The following is a 15,121-nucleotide window of genomic DNA, read 5'->3' as shown; positions in this document are numbered from 1 at the left end:
ACTGACTGGCATTAAGCATTTGCTGGCTTTTTTGTGCTCAGAATGTTCTATACTAAAAATGTATTGGCTAAGGAAATAAGCTTTTTACTCACCCAACTGGAGGTAAGAATGCTGAAAACCTGTTCGCTACTAGTGGCACTTATGTCGCCAGTAGTGGCTGCACAATCGTTAGAAATTCAAATTGCATCTGATTATAACCCCAGTGTATCAGAAGAGCCTGCAGATTTAGCGACGGTTCTTTTACTTAAGGTGCGTAGTCAATTAAAGGGCCGTTTAAGCTTAGAGTTTATTCCTGCGAGCCGTTTAAGAGAGTGGCGAGAGCTAGAGACACACCCAAACATATGCCTATATAACAAAGTAAAAACGGCAGAACGCGAAGCAATGGCAGTGTTTGTTGAATACCCGTTAATGGCATTTCCCGCTAACAGGCTGATCCTACGAGGACAGGAATTACCCTCAAATGTGTCTCTTAAAAAGATCATTGTATCGGAAAAACTCAGGATAGGTGTTACGAAGGGACGTTCTTATGGAAAGGTTATTGATGGGTTTATTGATAGATATACCGATAGTTTTATTATTGGTGAAGGGGCTAATAGTGCGTTTCGGCTGAGAGAAATGTTGGTGCAAGGTAAGTTAGATGGCATCATAGAATACACCTCTGTATTTTTAAATCATCACCCAAAGCAAGAGCAGCGTGAAGGGGTGACATTTCATAGAATAGACGATGCAAAAGCGACAATATTTGGTTATATCGCGTGTGCAAACTCAACACAGGGACGTAAGGCGGTAAGTTTGTTCGAATTGGCTCTAGCAAATAAGCAGTTACAAAAAAATATAATTGATGCTCACAAAGGAGTATTTTTTGAGCAAGAAATGGTCTTCATAGAACAAGGTTTGAGTGAAGCATATAACATTCAGCCATGATTAAGGGCAATGTGCTTCAATAGACAGCGGAATTAAATAAAAGGATCAGCACCGTGAAAATATGTTCAATTGTACTAACCGCAGCACTGCTAAGTGCGCAAAGCTTTGCCAGTTCAGTGCCATCACAGCCTCACCTATATGTGCAGGGCAATGCTCACATGCAAGTTCAGCCGGACCGTGCTGTGATCAGGGTGGCGATCACTGAGAAGAGTAAGTCGCTATCAGATGCGAAAAAGCGCGTTGATGATATTATGGAAAATGCCATATCTATTGCAAGAAATCACAAAATTAAGTCAGACAATATTCATGCAGAACAATTAAATGTGTATCGACAAACTCGCTATAATCGCACAACTAATCAAGATGAATTTGATGGTTTTCGTGTAAGCCGTTCGCTAACATTAAAGCTTGAACAAATAGAAAGTTACCCTGTGTTACTGCAAAAGCTCGTTGATGCAGGCATTAATGAATTCAACAATACGCAATTTGAAGTGAGTAATAAAAGTGCATTAATGAAAAGCTTGAAGAAAGTTGCAATCAAGGATGCCAAGCTTGCTGCGAAGGAGCTAGCGTCTGATTTTGATGTGAAACTCGATGGACTATATTCGGTTTCATTCTCTCCTATGGAGATCCCTCGAGCACCTTACGCTCGCGCTGCATCAATGAAGCTTATGGATAGTGAATCTGGTAGTGTCGAAAACGCATACAACACAGGAGTTTTAACACTTAAGGCACAAGTGTATGCTGTATATACCATTAACAACTAATGATAACGAGCGGCTTAATTCATATCGTGAAAGTTCCTTTGTGAGACAAACTTGTTTATATTGGCTACTTCGAAAAAAAAGGAGTAGCCAATGGTAACGAGTTTATATGAGGCCCTATTAATATTTTTCATATAAAATTGAGTTTTGACATTATTACTGTCCGCAAGCGTGAAAAACTAGGCTTGGGAGGTGGAGGAAATAGCCAGCTCACTAATGCAATTAGAGCCCATGCTAATTTTATAGAATATTCTCTTCTGGCGGTGTTGCTGCTGTTCATTTTAGAAATGCAAAACTTTATTAGCATCGCCATTTATATTGCTGGTGTAAGCCTTTTTAGCGCGGGTGGTCCATTGGCAATCTCTTAAAAGAGAAATCTTAAGGTTACCAGTCATAGGCATGGCATTGACCTTTTTGGTATTATTGGCGCTTGGTATTGCGAATCTGGTTTTATATATAAATTAATGAGTAAAGTTTTTATAGTTGGTCTACCTAGAACAGGCACGACGAGTGTGTGCGTCGCATGTTTAAGTTTAGGTTATAAGACGGCGCACACCGCATATACACGTGATACTTTTCGTGACGCGCAAGTTATTGCTGATACCCCTATTTTTAATGACTATAAGCAGTTGTCAGTTTTATACCCAGATGCGAAGTATATTTACTTAGACAGAGATCTTTCGTTGTGGCTACCTTCTATTGCTCAGTTGCTAACGCGTATGTCGAGTAATTTATTCAGTGAAAAAGGCGGGTTTAACGATACCATTAAACGCTGTTACTTAGAGACATTTTCTGGATTGACCGCAAATAATACTGAAGACTATGCATTTTTAACTCAATGCTATGAAGGGCATAAACATACAGCGTTAGATTTTTTTAAAGCGCAGAAATTGACGCACTTATTACTTAATTTATCAAAGCCAGATGCCATGCAACAGCTTGCTACATATTTGGGTGTAGATAGCGGGGCAAAGATGCCATTTTTAAATAAAAAGGGCAAGGTCACAGCATGGAATGCCATTCGAGATCCGCTTAAAATAGCCTCAACCCGCCAAGGCAAAGTAGACAAAGATGAATTGCTATTAGTTAACGTTTAGCCTTTGCCATCGCTTTTATGTGCGCTAAAATGCACACAAATTTTTAGAAGTACTTTTTATTAGGTACATTGAGTAAGAGAAGTAATCATGTTTGAATTGAAATATCACACGCCATTTGAATGGACACATAAGGTACTCGAAGACTTTGGCACATTCTTACAAGATCACGCTGCAGCTGAGAAAAAAGCGTCAGGCATGGCTATGTCGATGTTGAGCCATTACCCAGATAGAATTAAGCTGGTTAAAGCGATGGCTGATTTAGCGATTGAAGAAATGATCCACTTTAAGCAAGTGCTCAAATTACTTAATGAACGAGACATTATTTTAGGTAACGATCAGAAAGACCCTTACATCAAAAAAATCCGTGCCATCTTTAGAAATGGTAAAGACGAGTTTTTGATTGACCGTTTACTCGTGGCAGCTGTAATTGAAGCAAGAGGTCACGAGCGCTTTTCGTTAGTCGCAGAGGCACTTCCTGCGGGTAAAGAGAAAGATTTTTATGTTTCGATTGCTAAATCAGAAGAAAAGCATAAGAACTTATTTGTTGAGTTAGCTTATGAGTATTTTGATAAAGCACTTATTGATGCGCGATTAGAAGAAGTACTCATCGCTGAAGCTGAAATTTGCAAGAGTATTCCTTTTTCTGCTGCGCTACATTAATTTACCAATACAAAATAATATAGAAAAAGCCAAACAACTGTTTGGCTTTTCATTGTCTTAAGGTTTAAGCCGTCAATTAAAAGGTCATCGAGATTTTGCCGTAAACAAAGCGCCTATCGGTGTTATAGGCAGAAAATGCTGAATAAGGGAATATCTGATTAAAGTTACTAAATCCGATATTACCCACAGTGTCTTGTGGATACTGATCAAACACATTGTTTGCCCCAATGGCTAAGCGCCACTGCTCATTCACTCGATAGGCATCATCTAAGTCAGTGATCCATTTTGCTGCGAGCACTTCGTCATTATCAATATTACTAGATGGGTCTTGAACCTCTCCATATCGGGTTGCCTTGAGTGTGGTAGTCCACTGTTCAAAGCGCCAGGTTGCAACTAAGTTCCATTTATCTTTTGGTGTTGCGTCTTCAAAGCGAACGATTTCGCGTCGTGCAAAGTATTGGTAGTCTTCACCTAAATCCGACAACTCAGTTGGATTCGCTTTTACGTTCGTTACTTCTGTGTCATTGAAGTTGACCGCTACGCTTAAATTAAGCATGCCAAGAGCTTCTAGGTTAAAGCCATAGGTTGCTACTATATCAACGCCTTTGGTACTAGAGTCGATAGCATTAGTGAAATAGCGTACGCGTTGAACGTTATTTTCTCCAGCAGCTTGAAGGATCGTTTCAACAGCTGGACCGCTTAGATTTTCAGACAGAACAATGCGGTCATCAATATCAATTTGGTAGGCGTCTAACGTCAAGCTGAAGTTATCATATTCATAGATAAAGCCTGCTGTAATATTAACCGACTCTTCCGCTTCAAGCGGCTTAGCACCGAGTGCTTTTGCCGCTGTAGTATCAACAGGGAATAAACCAACTTCATTGGGTTGGCCGTCTTCGAATACTGTTGCAATTGACTTATATGATGTTTGAGCAAGAGAAGGTGCTCTGAATCCAGAGCTTATCGCACTTCTAAATGATAGGTTTTCATTAAACACATAACGGCTAGCAAGTTTACCTGTAAGCGTTGAACCAAAATCATTGTAATCTTCAAACCGAGTTGCGAATACCAAGTTCCAGTTCTCGCTTAAGTAAGTATCAAACTCTGCAAACAGTGCAATGTTATTTCGGGTCTCATTAACAGCACTGGCGGGAGAGAAGCCAGCTAACACTTGTGCACCACCGGCTGCTACAGGAACGCCTTGCGAGTCAAGCACTGTGAGGTAAGAAGCTTGCTCGCCAGCTTGGATTTTATAGTTTTCTTTTCGGTATTCAGCACCTATTGTGAAAAAAACATCATCATATAAACCCAAATCAAAATCAGTCTTCGCTTGGGCGTTTACTAACCACTGATGATATATCAATGAGCCATTATCGAATTCAGTCGGGCTTTGGGCACCCATAGAGGTGTTAATGCTATTGACGACAGAAAAAGCAAAGTTATTTTGGCCATAATTTGTACTAATATCATAATCCCAGTTATTCTGTGTACCAGATAGACCAAGAGCAAATGAAAAGTCTTTTACGTCCGATTCAATTTGCGGTAAAAAACCATCGGGGTAGACGTTACTTACATTACGGCTGTCTTTTGGACGCCTAAAAAATCCACCAGAATTTCCTTCACGATGAGAGTAACTACCAAATGAGTATAAAGATAAATCATTGTCTAGCGTGTAACCTGTGTTATAAAACAGGGCATAGTCTTTCAGATCAGGTTTACCAAAGCGGTGGTTGTAACGTTGGGCATTAAATTCACGCGGGTCTAATGTGTCGTTATCGTCTCGCGAATACTGTTCACGTTGGTCAATACCAGAGCGATTGGTCGCATTTTTGTCTCTTAGCTCACCTGAGAGGTTAATAAACCCTTGCTCAAAGAGTGACAATCCAAGGTTTGCACTTAAGGTGGTTGTTTCACCATCTTTTACGCGGCGGTCACTTCCTTTATTAAAGGCAAGATCACCTTGTTCATCGCTATAGGTTTCAAGTAGTTGTGCCGAGCCTGCCATTTGTGTGTCGTTTTGTCCGTAAGTCAGTGACACACTACCGCCTTGAGCAGTATCTTTTAGTATAATGTTTATTACGCCAGCAATGGCATCGGAGCCGTATTGTGCTGCTGCGCCATCACGGAGTACTTCAATGCGTTTAATTGCTTCTGTTGGGATAGTATTTAAGTCTACCGCAGAAGAGCCTCGGCCAACAGTCCCGTTGAGGTTAAGTAGGGCACCAGTATGACGACGTTTACCGTTAATAAGCACCAGTGTGTGGTCTGGGGCTAAGCCACGTAAAACAGCAGGTCTTGCATGGTCAGTTCCATCTGCCAACTGTGAGTTAGGAAAGTTAAAACTTGGGAGCAAGGTGGTAAGAACCTGACTCAATTCCATCTGTCCTGAACTTTGCATTTCGTCAATACCAATAATATCAACAGGGACTGTACTTTCAGAAATACTGCGCAAGCTTCGCGCGTACCTGTTACTTCGATTACTTCAGTCGTTAACTGAGCGTGTTGTTCTTTTGACTCTGCTATTGCTGCGCAGCACCAATTATTGTCGTTAATAGGGCGAGTTTGGACATGGTCTTTCCTTGATTTAATAAATGGGAAAAACTATTCATAGTTTTATGAATAGTCGTAATAATATAAAAGGGGCTGGATGATAATATCATCGTATTAGTAAGCGAAATTATATTTAGTTATAAGGTATAACAGTAATTATTAATTCATAAATGGCTTACAAATCGCGTACTCATAACATGTATCTTGTTTACGAAGCTGTTCCTAAAAATATATTTTTTGCGCTTACTAAGGTATTATTTAATCGTTTAATAGACTCTATAAAATAATAAAAGGAATTATTAGTTATGCGTTTTTTCAAAGTAAAGTGTTGCCCGCATTGTGAGAAGCCGTTTGGGTTATTAACAAGGCTGTATGTTAATTGCCGACGCAGTCGTGTTTGCCGTACGTGCGGTGGTGAGTTTACCTCTGCATTTAGTAATGTTGTCCTAGTGTATAGCGTTGCAATTGCATTTGCGCTGTTTTTTTCAAACCTTGCTCAAGATAGGCTAGGCACTTTTGAAAGTTTGGGCTTAATGGCAGTCTGCATATTTTGTTGTAGCTATGTATTAGGAAAATATGAGCGCTATTAACCATTATCGGCGTTATAACGCTCAGCCTTTTATGCGCCTTCTTTGATAGAAATGCTATCAAGCGGATCATGAGTCTGAACCTTTGGCTCTTTGGTCGGTAACCTTTTTAATTTTGGTTCGGCTAAACAGTCTTTTTCTTTTTCAATCCAGTAAACGGTGTTTTCAATAAGAGATATAGAGCCAGACACCACGAGGCTGGCAGCACTTACTAATCCCGCACTGGCTAGCGCTGCACCACAACTAAAATCACTGCCACAAGAGCCAAATGCGAGCAGGTTTGAAGATTCGAGCGTACTCTTTTTCGCATAGACTTGGCACCGTTCGTCATAATAAGTAACGTCTTTAGGCACAAAAATGCACCCACTCAGGGCTACGCTCACAGTGAAATATCCAATTAAGTTTTTCATATATGTCCTTTTTTAGACACAAGTGTAACGGTAAATCGAAACTGTGTTTGTAAAAAAGTGTCACAGGTTTTAATTGACGTTGCTGTCTTCTAGCATTGCGCTACTCAACAGGTTGTTTGTAAAAGGCCCATTAAGTTATGGGCCTTATTTAGGAGAGTGGGTTATTTACGAAGAGAAATTGACTTGGCTTCGATGTCAATCTTACCTTGCTTAAACAAACCACCAATCGCCTTTTTGAAATTAGCTTTACTGGTCGAGAAAGTCTTTCTAATAAGTTCAGGATCTGATTTATCGCCCAAAGGTAAAAAGCCGCCTTTATCTGAGAGTTCAGCTAAAATTTGTTCGCTTAACCCCGTTACTTTTGCCATACCCGGTTTTTCGAGTACTACGTCGATTTTACCATCTTCGCGTACGACTTTAACAAAGCCTTTTAATTTTTGCCCGATAAACATACGCTTAAATATAGTATTAAAAAATACCACCCCTAAGTGTTGTTCATTGATGATGACTTTATAACCAATGTCAGTTTTTGATGCGACGATTAAGTCAACTTCTTGTAATGGGGCGTACTTGGCATCAGTCTTATTGACGAATTTATTGATGTTACTCGACGCACATAACCGTTGGCTTGCATTATCAAGGTATAATCTTACTAAGTAGCTATGACCATCACGCATCTTAGGTTTTTGTTCGTTGAATGGCGCAAGAATATCTTTGCTAACACCTAAATCAAGAAATGCGCCAAAGCTATTGATTTCTTTTACGCGCAACAAAGCAAACTCGCCGACTTGCGCAATGGGAGTTTGTGTTGTGCCAGTCATATGACCTTGCGAGTCTTGGAAGATAAAGACCTGGACACTGTCACCTAATTCAAGGTGAGACTCAACTTCCGCTTTTGGTAAAAATACTTCGCCTAACTCGCGGCCGTCTAGGTATGCGCCTTCTGCACACAATTCGTTGATCATTAAATTTTGAATGCTACCTAGCATGGTTATTCCTCAGTTGGCTTTGGTTTACGGCGTAGTGGGGCGTGTCCATCGACGTCAAATGGCGCAGGGATCGCTTTTTTGGGTTTGGTTGGTTTTCTTCTTACTGGCTTTTTGGGGGTTTTCGCTTGAGCTAGTTTAGTTTTTACAGGGGCTTTAACTTTTGGCTTAGGCGGTCTGAAACCTTTAAACTTTGCCTCTAGCCCATTGATACTCTCAAAAGACAATTCATCATTTAAATAGTTTTTAATCGCCACGAAGCTGTTCCAATCTTTTGGACCTACTAAAGAAATAGCTGTACCTTTAAACCCAGCTCGACCTGTACGACCTATTCGGTGTACATACTCTTCGGCTTGCTTTGGTAAATCGAAATTAATAACGTGTGTGACACTCAACAAATCAAGACCTCGAGAGGCGACGTCAGTGGTGACCATTACTTTAAATAAGCCACGACTAAACGTGTCCATGATGTCTAAGCGTTTATTTTGTGCTAGGTCTCCGGCAAGGGCAACGGCTTTTATTCCTAACGTGTTCAACTGCTCACTGATCCGCACTGTGTCATTACGTGTGGCTGTAAAGATAATGCACTGTCCTACATTGTCTTGTGTTACAAAGTGTTTTAATAACGCGTCTTTGTGATCAAGGTGATCAGCAAAATAAAGGGTTTGCTTAATATCGCCATGTTGTTGATGCGCATCACTTAGAATAATTTTTTTGGGTGAGCGCAGTAAGTTACGTGATGTAACCTCTACTTGTGCATGATCGAGCGTTGCAGAGAAAAGTAGCGTCTGGCGCAGGCGGTGATTTGCCTGTTCATTTATTAAGTTCAGTTGTGGTGCAAAACCTAAATCAAGCATGCGGTCAGCTTCATCAAATACCAATAACTCTAACCCTGATAGCTGTAATGAACGTTGCTCTAGGTGGTCTGCAATTCTGCCTGGCGACCCGATCACAATTTGCGGGTCTTTTTTGAGTGCTTTGACTTGATCGTTAAAGTTTTCACCACCAAGCACTTTAACCACTGAAATACTGGTTCCGGCAACGAGTAAGCGACATTGTGAAAATACTTGTGTCGCTAACTCTCGTGTTGGGGCAATAATGAGGACACGCGGGTCACGCTTACTCAATGCGCGTTGTTTCATTACACGATGAATAGCTGGGAGTAAAAATGCCAATGTTTTTCCTGAGCCGGTCTTAGACTGAGCAAACACATCATGGCCAGCTATGGCGGTCGGTACTGCTTGACTTTGGATCTCGGTAGGTGAAGTGATCCCTTGGTGTGCAAGTTGTGCTTCTAGTCGGGTGTCTATGCCCAGTTCAGTAAAGTGCAAAGCGTTTTTCTCCAAAACAAATTTTTTATGACAGGCCATTATAGCAAAGCTAAGCCATTCACTAATAGTAAAAAGCGCATTGTTAGCAAGGTTTTTGCAATTAAAGTAAAAATCCGTACAATACGCGGCTTAGCGCCGGATTTACGTTCCGGTTTATTGAACTGACTGGTTTAAAATACACCAGTTTAGTGTAACTAAAGCTGATTATAGGAATATCTATGTCTAAAGCATTTGTTGTATGTGCACTGTATAAATTCGTGTCATTACCTAATTTTGAGCAGATCCGTCAACCTTTACATGACGTGATGGAACAAAATGAAGTACGTGGTACTTTGTTACTTGCATTGGAAGGTATTAACGGAACCGTTGCGGGTAAACGTGAAGGTATTGATGCACTACTTGCATGGTTAGAAGCGCAACCCGGGCTGGATAATATTGTTTCTAAAGAGTCATTTGATGATACCTGCCCATTTTACCGCACTAAGGTCAAGCTTAAAAAAGAAATTGTGACTATGGGTGTAGAAGGGATCGATCCTCTAGAAGTTGTGGGAAGTTACGTAAAACCAAATGATTGGAATGCGCTCATTTCAGATCCTGAAGTTGTTGTGATTGATACTCGAAATGACTACGAAATTGAAATTGGTACGTTTAAACATGCAATAGATCCTAAGACCAAAACATTCCGTGAATTTCCTGAGTGGGCTGAGAAAAACCTCGACCCAGCAAAGCACAAGAAAGTGGCGATGTTTTGTACGGGTGGGATCCGTTGTGAGAAGTCCACGGCATATATGAAAGAACAAGGGTTTGATGAGGTATACCATTTAGAAGGTGGTATTCTTAAATACTTAGAAGAAGTGCCAAAAGAAGAAACCTTGTGGGAAGGTGAGTGTTTTGTTTTTGATAATCGTGTTGCCGTTGACCATGACTTAGAAAAGGGCTCATATGAACAGTGCCACGCTTGTCGTATGCCTATTACAGAAGCTGAGATGCAGCTAGCACAATATATGGAAGGGGTGTCTTGTCATCATTGCCATGATAGCCTTACCGAAGAGCAAAGAGCACGCTTTGCTGAACGCCAAAAGCAAATTCAACTAGCTGAGTTACGTGGAGAAGGTCATATTGGCCATGCAGCGCAAGAAGTGTTGCGTCAACGAAAAGAACAAAAACAAGCGCAAAAACAGGCACAACGTAATAAAAAATCAGCCTAGTCGCTTGAATAGTATGAAGAAAAGCCTCAGCATCATCTGAGGCTTTTTAGTATAAACTATAATGCCTTGCAGGCGCTCTACGGTTTTATTATGAATATTATATCAATGGTTGTTTTATAGTCGATTTTTTTGATAGTCTATATTGGTCCGAAAAACAATAATAGAAGTTAGATTATGGGCAATTTATTTTTAAAAGAGCGTGAAAGTTGGTGGACGTGGATTATTTGGGGGCTAATTGGCTCTATTGTAAGTACGTATATTTTTTCGAGTACGTCTGAGGTGAAATTGGCATTGGTTGCGTCTGCGATTATTGTCGCAATGCTTTCTTGGTGGATGAATTACAGTCGCCGTTTTGAATTTTACCGGGCTTTAAAAGTGTTGCTATTTGTAGGCAGTGTGTCCTTATTACCCATTGCACTCAATATCGCATTGCCAATGAAAGAATTAGCGACGCAGGCTTTTAATTTTACGCTTGTTTTATTGGGGTTATTTTGTTTATGCCTATGCGGGGCGTGGTTTGCCCGCCGGCCTAAACAGTATTACTAAAAAACTTTCGAAAAAATAACTATTTTCCTTTACAGAGGGAACAAAAACTACTAATATCCGCGCCAACAACGGAGAGATGGCTGAGTGGTCGAAAGCACCGGTCTTGAAAACCGGCAAGGGTTTGTAGCCCTTCTAGGGTTCAAATCCCTATCTCTCCGCCACCTCATTCTAAAAACCGCCTTTCGGCGGTTTTTTTCGTTTGGAGAGCGTATGTCTACTAACATCATAAAACATTGTGCGTTATGGATTGTGTTTAGTTTTTTCTATTTAAGCGGCCTTGAAATGGCACTTGTGCTTGCAATTGATGGTCAGCCTGAGCCAACGCTTACTTCAACACTCGGTTATACCTTCTTATTTAACTTGCTTGTAGGCCATTTGATCAGTAAATATGAAAAATTGTCTCCTGTGTTTAGCGCAATAGTGATCAGTTTGTGTGGCATTGTGGGCTTTGGATACATCTTTTCAAATACCTTAACAGGTTACAGCCAAGAACTGTTAGCTGGTTTGGTTGTATGTTTACCTGTCGCTACCTATTTAGTGTTGCAAATCAAGCAATGGCAAGCTCAGAAGCTAGGTTAATCGCTTTTAAACTCGATAATGGCTATGTTACACTGCGCGGGTCTTTTAATAGAAACAAAAAAGTGAAATTTAGAATGTCAGATTTATTTAATACAGATGCTGAAAAAGCAAGCTATGGTATTGGTTTACAAATGGGTGAGCAACTTAAAGCAAACCCTTTTGAAGGTTTAAACTTGCACTCAGTATTTGAAGGCATGAAAGACGCGTATGCAGGTGAAGCAATGCGTGTTGAGATCCCAGAGATCCAAGCTGCATTTGAAAAAATTAACACTGAAATTCAAGCTCGTCGTGAAGAAGAGTCAAAAGTATTAGCGGCTGAAGGCATTGCATTCTTAGAAGAAAATGCAAAGCGTACAGAAATCACAGTAACTGAATCTGGTTTACAATATGAAGTTGTTGCTACAGGTGAAGGCGAAAAGCCGTCTGCAGAATCAAAAGTTCGTGTTCATTACCACGGTACTTTGATCAACGGTACTGTATTTGATAGCTCATACGATCGTGGTGAGCCGGCTGAATTCCCAGTAAACGGCGTTATCGCTGGTTGGACTGAAGCACTTCAACTTATGCAGGCTGGTTCAAAGTTGCGTTTATACATTCCACATGAGCTTGCTTACGGTGAGCGTGGCGCTGGTGCATCAATCGCACCTTTCTCTACGTTAGTATTTGACGTAGAGCTACTTGAAATTCTTTAATTAACACTTAAGTGTTAATAGTGAAAATACCCGGCCATGCTGGGTATTTTTTTGCCTGAGAATTATTATATCTTAATTGTTAATAAGACGTAATTAGCGACAAAAACCATCAAAATTACTGCTTAATAAGTCATGTAGCTCACTAAAACATTTATAAATTCACAAAGCTGGTATTACTAGTTTGATGTTATCTCATAGACTTTAATTTTTGTTACAGTATTGACTTTGCAACTCTCACTATTCCATGTTTATATTTAGCTTATTAACTGATGGTAAGGCTGTATATCAACACTAGTTTAACCATTATACTTTGCACAGTTTGCACAGTTTGCACAGTTAGAAATATTTTTTAGTGGAGAGGAATAATTGAGCATTAATTTTCAACCAGTAGCCTATTCAGATGCAAATTACTTAAAAACGATAGCGCTATTTTTTGAAGCCTTTCCTTCAGCTCAAACGTTGCCACGCTGGGTGATGCAGTATCGAATGAGGAAGGGTAAACCTGGCTTTTCTATACTTTATGATGATGATATATGGATTGGGTTTATTTACATTAAATACTATAAAGACATTGTTTTTATAAAGTTTTTGGCTATATCTGAATTACACCGGTCTAGTGGTTATGGCTCCAAAGTAATGGATTCAATAAAAGATAGATATGTGGGTCAACGAATTGTTCTCAATATTGAAGCGCTAGACAAATATGCCAATAATTATCAACAAAGGGTGAAACGTAAAAGGTTTTATATAAAAAATGGGTTTACGCCAGCAAAATATATGATTAAAGAGGCATCCGAAAAACAAGAAATGCTCATATATGGTGGCGTTATTACAAAGGAAGAAATTATTTCTATGTATAAGCAGTTTTTAGGAAAGTTTTTGTACAACTTACTTAAAATTGAGGTGATAGACCTTTAAATTGCTTCAGTTCAGAGGCAAACAATACTAAGTTAGTATAGAGCTCTGATGAGCAGGGCAAACATACCCGTTATTTCAACGAAGACATAGTGCGAAGCTTTAAAATACCATAAACACAGACTCCAAGTAGTCCACTATATAAGCACAATAAGTGAAGGCTTTTTAAACTAATTACGCCAAGCAACCCGTTATACGTACTAAATGGATAAAATGGTGCCATGTCGAAGTGCATAGTACTATCTAAAAAAACGTGACTCATACTGCCAATAAATGCGCTTGTAAACACAATCCGCCACTTGATGACGCTAACAGTAGAATGATGAATTGGCTTGGTGATTTTAAAGGCAAGTTCAGATAGATATTTTCCTGTAACAGCACTGAATATTGCGATAACAATCGCACCAAGATAGGTATGAGTTATACCATGCAGCTGGCCTTCTCCTGTAAGTAGAACATAAAGAGGCTGTAAATCAATGACGATTTGTGTCCACCCAAAGATCATAATGCTAAAATTACCAGCTAAAATGGGTTTAACCAAGAGGGCAGGTCCCATATGTATTGGTGTAAAAGGCATAGTGTATTTCCTTATATTTAAAGCCAGATAACTACTTCATATTTATCTAATTAACATGAACCTAGTATGAAACATGTGCCAAAAATACGATATCAACTACACTGTGATTGATTTACACTAAAAAGGAAATGATCATGAAATTAAATAAAAAGATATACAAGAACTTAACGGACAAAAAAAGAGCGCTTGACCTTAAGCAAGCCCCTAATATAGCAGGGGGAGGGTTCACCTCAGAATGGTTTAAGGAATTGAGCCGCCAATTCTGTCATCAACCATAAGTACCATACTACAGTGTGATTAATATAAGTTAATCACACATTTCGGTGCATTTAATGCGTAATTAGTAGCAGGTAAGGAAGTAATGAATAACACGCGCATTATTGCAGTTAGCGGGGCCTCTGGCGCAGGAAAGACCACCATAGTTAAGTCTTTAGCCACGCTTTTTAATACTACTTACCTTTGTTTTGATGACTTTGTAGAAGCTAATACGTATCCCGCAGATATGAAAGAATGGCTGGTACAAGGCGCTGATCTGTCGTTAATTAAAAGCCCTAGGTTTAGTCAGCGACTAGAGCACTTAAAATTAACGAGTGGCAGTCGATTTATTTTTATTGAAGAACCATTTGGCAGAGTGCGTGAGCCGATGTCTCACTTAATTGATTATGTAATTTTGCTAGACTTACCGATGGAGCTTTGTTTAGCGCGCGTAATTCAAAGGCACATACAAAGAGCAAAATCAGGTGAGCTTAACTCACTGCTTGCGTATTTGGCTAAATATGAAGATCATTTGCGTAGTGTTTATATATCCGCAGTAAACCAAGTTAGGCAGTGTGCTGATTTAACCGTTAATGAAGTATTATCTGTTGAAGAAACAACTCAGTTTATTCAAACATGGCTTATAAAATACTCATGAACCGATTTTTTCCTAAAGCTAATGACTTAAAAAGACCTAAAGACTTATAAACATGGGCTATATAATCATATTTATTCCAAGTGTAATGGTGGGTGAGACGGATCTTTATCGTATTGTGTTTAAACAAGGATGAAAAGTCAGGAGTTAAATATGTCCTGCTGTTGTCTTGAATGGGTATCTTAGAGTGCTGGGTGCAACATTATACTATGTACTTCTTTAACAAACCGGTATGAAATAATGAACAAAGCATTATTAGTGATAGATACACAAGATTGGCGTTGTTTCCTAAATAATTGAACTTCTTTGGTTTGGTGCGATCAGATCATTAAATGCCTTAACCCATGATGTGAAATGAAGAAGAGAATCAGGAATTGGTCACAGT

At 39.6% G+C, this 15,121-nt stretch carries 17 protein-coding genes, 1 tRNA gene and 1 pseudogene; 14 read left to right on the top strand and 5 right to left on the bottom strand.

Annotated features, from left to right (window positions below; genetic code table 11):
• The first annotated feature begins 108 nt into the window (after positions 1-108).
• The 5 genes from CWC18_RS19210 (at position 109) to CWC18_RS19190 (ending at position 3,445) form a co-directional block, all read left to right on the top strand.
• Positions 109-924 carry an ABC transporter substrate-binding protein gene (locus tag CWC18_RS19210; RefSeq protein WP_138589512.1) on the top strand — a complete coding sequence of 272 codons (816 nt, stop codon included), beginning with the start codon at positions 109-111 and terminating at the stop codon, positions 922-924.
• Between the two features lie 53 nt (positions 925-977).
• On the top strand, positions 978-1,691 hold the full coding sequence (locus tag CWC18_RS19205) for an SIMPL domain-containing protein (RefSeq protein ID WP_138589511.1): 714 nt from the start codon (positions 978-980) through the stop codon (positions 1,689-1,691).
• 137 nt (positions 1,692-1,828) lie between these two features.
• Positions 1,829-2,056 carry an MAPEG family protein gene (locus tag CWC18_RS19200; protein WP_171041169.1) on the top strand — a complete coding sequence of 76 codons (228 nt, stop codon included), beginning with the start codon at positions 1,829-1,831 and terminating at the stop codon, positions 2,054-2,056.
• Positions 2,057-2,152: 96 nt separating this feature from the next.
• Positions 2,153-2,785 (top strand): sulfotransferase family protein, encoded by a 633-nt coding sequence (locus CWC18_RS19195; protein WP_138589509.1) that lies wholly within the window; start codon positions 2,153-2,155, stop codon positions 2,783-2,785.
• 87 nt (positions 2,786-2,872) lie between these two features.
• Positions 2,873-3,445, top strand: coding sequence for a tRNA-(ms[2]io[6]A)-hydroxylase (locus CWC18_RS19190; RefSeq protein WP_138589508.1), 573 nt, complete (start codon positions 2,873-2,875; stop codon positions 3,443-3,445).
• 76 nt (positions 3,446-3,521) lie between these two features.
• On the opposite strand, the pseudogene CWC18_RS19185 reads toward CWC18_RS19190, so the two are convergent.
• A pseudogene (locus CWC18_RS19185) lies at positions 3,522-6,015 on the bottom strand (TonB-dependent receptor plug domain-containing protein).
• Between the two features lie 285 nt (positions 6,016-6,300).
• Here CWC18_RS19185 and CWC18_RS19180 point away from each other — a divergent pair.
• Positions 6,301-6,585, top strand: a complete 285-nt coding sequence (locus CWC18_RS19180; protein ID WP_138589507.1) for a hypothetical protein — start codon at positions 6,301-6,303, stop codon at positions 6,583-6,585.
• 29 nt (positions 6,586-6,614) lie between these two features.
• Here the strand turns inward: CWC18_RS19180 and CWC18_RS19175 are convergent, their stop codons facing one another.
• The 3 genes from CWC18_RS19175 to CWC18_RS19165 form a co-directional block, all read right to left on the bottom strand.
• Positions 6,615-6,992: a hypothetical protein gene (locus tag CWC18_RS19175; protein WP_138589506.1), complete on the bottom strand. Its 378-nt coding sequence runs from the start codon at positions 6,990-6,992 to the stop codon at positions 6,615-6,617.
• Between the two features lie 161 nt (positions 6,993-7,153).
• A complete protein-coding gene (locus CWC18_RS19170) occupies positions 7,154-7,987 on the bottom strand; it encodes a CvfB family protein (protein ID WP_138675891.1) in 834 nt (277 codons plus the stop codon).
• On the bottom strand, positions 7,984-9,309 hold the full coding sequence (locus tag CWC18_RS19165; RefSeq protein ID WP_138589504.1) for a DEAD/DEAH box helicase: 1,326 nt from the start codon (positions 9,307-9,309) through the stop codon (positions 7,984-7,986). The genes CWC18_RS19170 and CWC18_RS19165 overlap by 4 nt, the downstream gene beginning before the upstream one ends.
• Before the next feature lie 218 nt (positions 9,310-9,527).
• Between CWC18_RS19165 and CWC18_RS19160 the strand changes: the two genes are divergently transcribed.
• The 6 genes from CWC18_RS19160 to CWC18_RS19135 all read left to right on the top strand — a co-directional run bounded on the left by CWC18_RS19160 (position 9,528) and on the right by CWC18_RS19135 (position 13,252).
• On the top strand, positions 9,528-10,517 hold the full coding sequence (locus CWC18_RS19160) for a rhodanese-related sulfurtransferase (protein ID WP_138589503.1): 990 nt from the start codon (positions 9,528-9,530) through the stop codon (positions 10,515-10,517).
• A gap of 174 nt (positions 10,518-10,691) precedes the next feature.
• Positions 10,692-11,063, top strand: a complete 372-nt coding sequence (locus tag CWC18_RS19155; protein ID WP_138589502.1) for a hypothetical protein — start codon at positions 10,692-10,694, stop codon at positions 11,061-11,063.
• Positions 11,064-11,133: 70 nt separating this feature from the next.
• Positions 11,134-11,224 (top strand) — tRNA-Ser (locus CWC18_RS19150).
• A gap of 49 nt (positions 11,225-11,273) precedes the next feature.
• A complete protein-coding gene (locus CWC18_RS19145; protein WP_138589501.1) occupies positions 11,274-11,642 on the top strand; it encodes a hypothetical protein in 369 nt (122 codons plus the stop codon).
• A gap of 74 nt (positions 11,643-11,716) precedes the next feature.
• Positions 11,717-12,334, top strand: a complete 618-nt coding sequence (locus CWC18_RS19140) for an FKBP-type peptidyl-prolyl cis-trans isomerase (protein WP_138675890.1) — start codon at positions 11,717-11,719, stop codon at positions 12,332-12,334.
• Between the two features lie 366 nt (positions 12,335-12,700).
• Positions 12,701-13,252, top strand: coding sequence for a GNAT family N-acetyltransferase (locus tag CWC18_RS19135; protein ID WP_138589499.1), 552 nt, complete (start codon positions 12,701-12,703; stop codon positions 13,250-13,252).
• Between the two features lie 70 nt (positions 13,253-13,322).
• Here CWC18_RS19135 and CWC18_RS19130 read toward each other — a convergent pair whose 3' ends face one another.
• Positions 13,323-13,826 (bottom strand): metal-dependent hydrolase, encoded by a 504-nt coding sequence (locus tag CWC18_RS19130; RefSeq protein WP_138589498.1) that lies wholly within the window; start codon positions 13,824-13,826, stop codon positions 13,323-13,325.
• Positions 13,827-13,960: 134 nt separating this feature from the next.
• Between CWC18_RS19130 and CWC18_RS21135 the strand changes: the two genes are divergently transcribed.
• Positions 13,961-14,104, top strand: coding sequence for a hypothetical protein (locus CWC18_RS21135; protein WP_171041168.1), 144 nt, complete (start codon positions 13,961-13,963; stop codon positions 14,102-14,104).
• An 83-nt stretch (positions 14,105-14,187) separates the two neighbouring features.
• Positions 14,188-14,739 (top strand): hypothetical protein, encoded by a 552-nt coding sequence (locus CWC18_RS19125; RefSeq protein WP_138589497.1) that lies wholly within the window; start codon positions 14,188-14,190, stop codon positions 14,737-14,739.
• Positions 14,740-15,121: the final 382 nt, after the last annotated feature.

The sequence above is a fragment of the Pseudoalteromonas aurantia genome, from assembly GCF_005886875.1.
In the GTDB taxonomy this organism is placed as follows: domain Bacteria; phylum Pseudomonadota; class Gammaproteobacteria; order Enterobacterales; family Alteromonadaceae; genus Pseudoalteromonas; species Pseudoalteromonas aurantia_A.
This window is presented reverse-complemented; position numbering and strand designations above follow the sequence as displayed.

Coding starts and splice junctions, on each gene's coding strand:
- CWC18_RS19210 (WP_138589512.1), top strand. CDS start 109: ATGCTGAAAACCTGTTCGCTACTAGTGGCACTTATGTCGCCAGTAGTG.
- CWC18_RS19195 (WP_138589509.1), top strand. CDS start 2,153: ATGAGTAAAGTTTTTATAGTTGGTCTACCTAGAACAGGCACGACGAGT.
- CWC18_RS19190 (WP_138589508.1), top strand. CDS start 2,873: ATGTTTGAATTGAAATATCACACGCCATTTGAATGGACACATAAGGTA.
- CWC18_RS19180 (WP_138589507.1), top strand. CDS start 6,301: ATGCGTTTTTTCAAAGTAAAGTGTTGCCCGCATTGTGAGAAGCCGTTT.
- CWC18_RS19175 (WP_138589506.1), bottom strand. CDS start 6,992: ATGAAAAACTTAATTGGATATTTCACTGTGAGCGTAGCCCTGAGTGGG.
- CWC18_RS19160 (WP_138589503.1), top strand. CDS start 9,528: ATGTCTAAAGCATTTGTTGTATGTGCACTGTATAAATTCGTGTCATTA.
- CWC18_RS19155 (WP_138589502.1), top strand. CDS start 10,692: ATGGGCAATTTATTTTTAAAAGAGCGTGAAAGTTGGTGGACGTGGATT.
- CWC18_RS19145 (WP_138589501.1), top strand. CDS start 11,274: ATGTCTACTAACATCATAAAACATTGTGCGTTATGGATTGTGTTTAGT.
- CWC18_RS19140 (WP_138675890.1), top strand. CDS start 11,717: ATGTCAGATTTATTTAATACAGATGCTGAAAAAGCAAGCTATGGTATT.
- CWC18_RS19130 (WP_138589498.1), bottom strand. CDS start 13,826: ATGCCTTTTACACCAATACATATGGGACCTGCCCTCTTGGTTAAACCC.
- CWC18_RS21135 (WP_171041168.1), top strand. CDS start 13,961: ATGAAATTAAATAAAAAGATATACAAGAACTTAACGGACAAAAAAAGA.
- CWC18_RS19125 (WP_138589497.1), top strand. CDS start 14,188: ATGAATAACACGCGCATTATTGCAGTTAGCGGGGCCTCTGGCGCAGGA.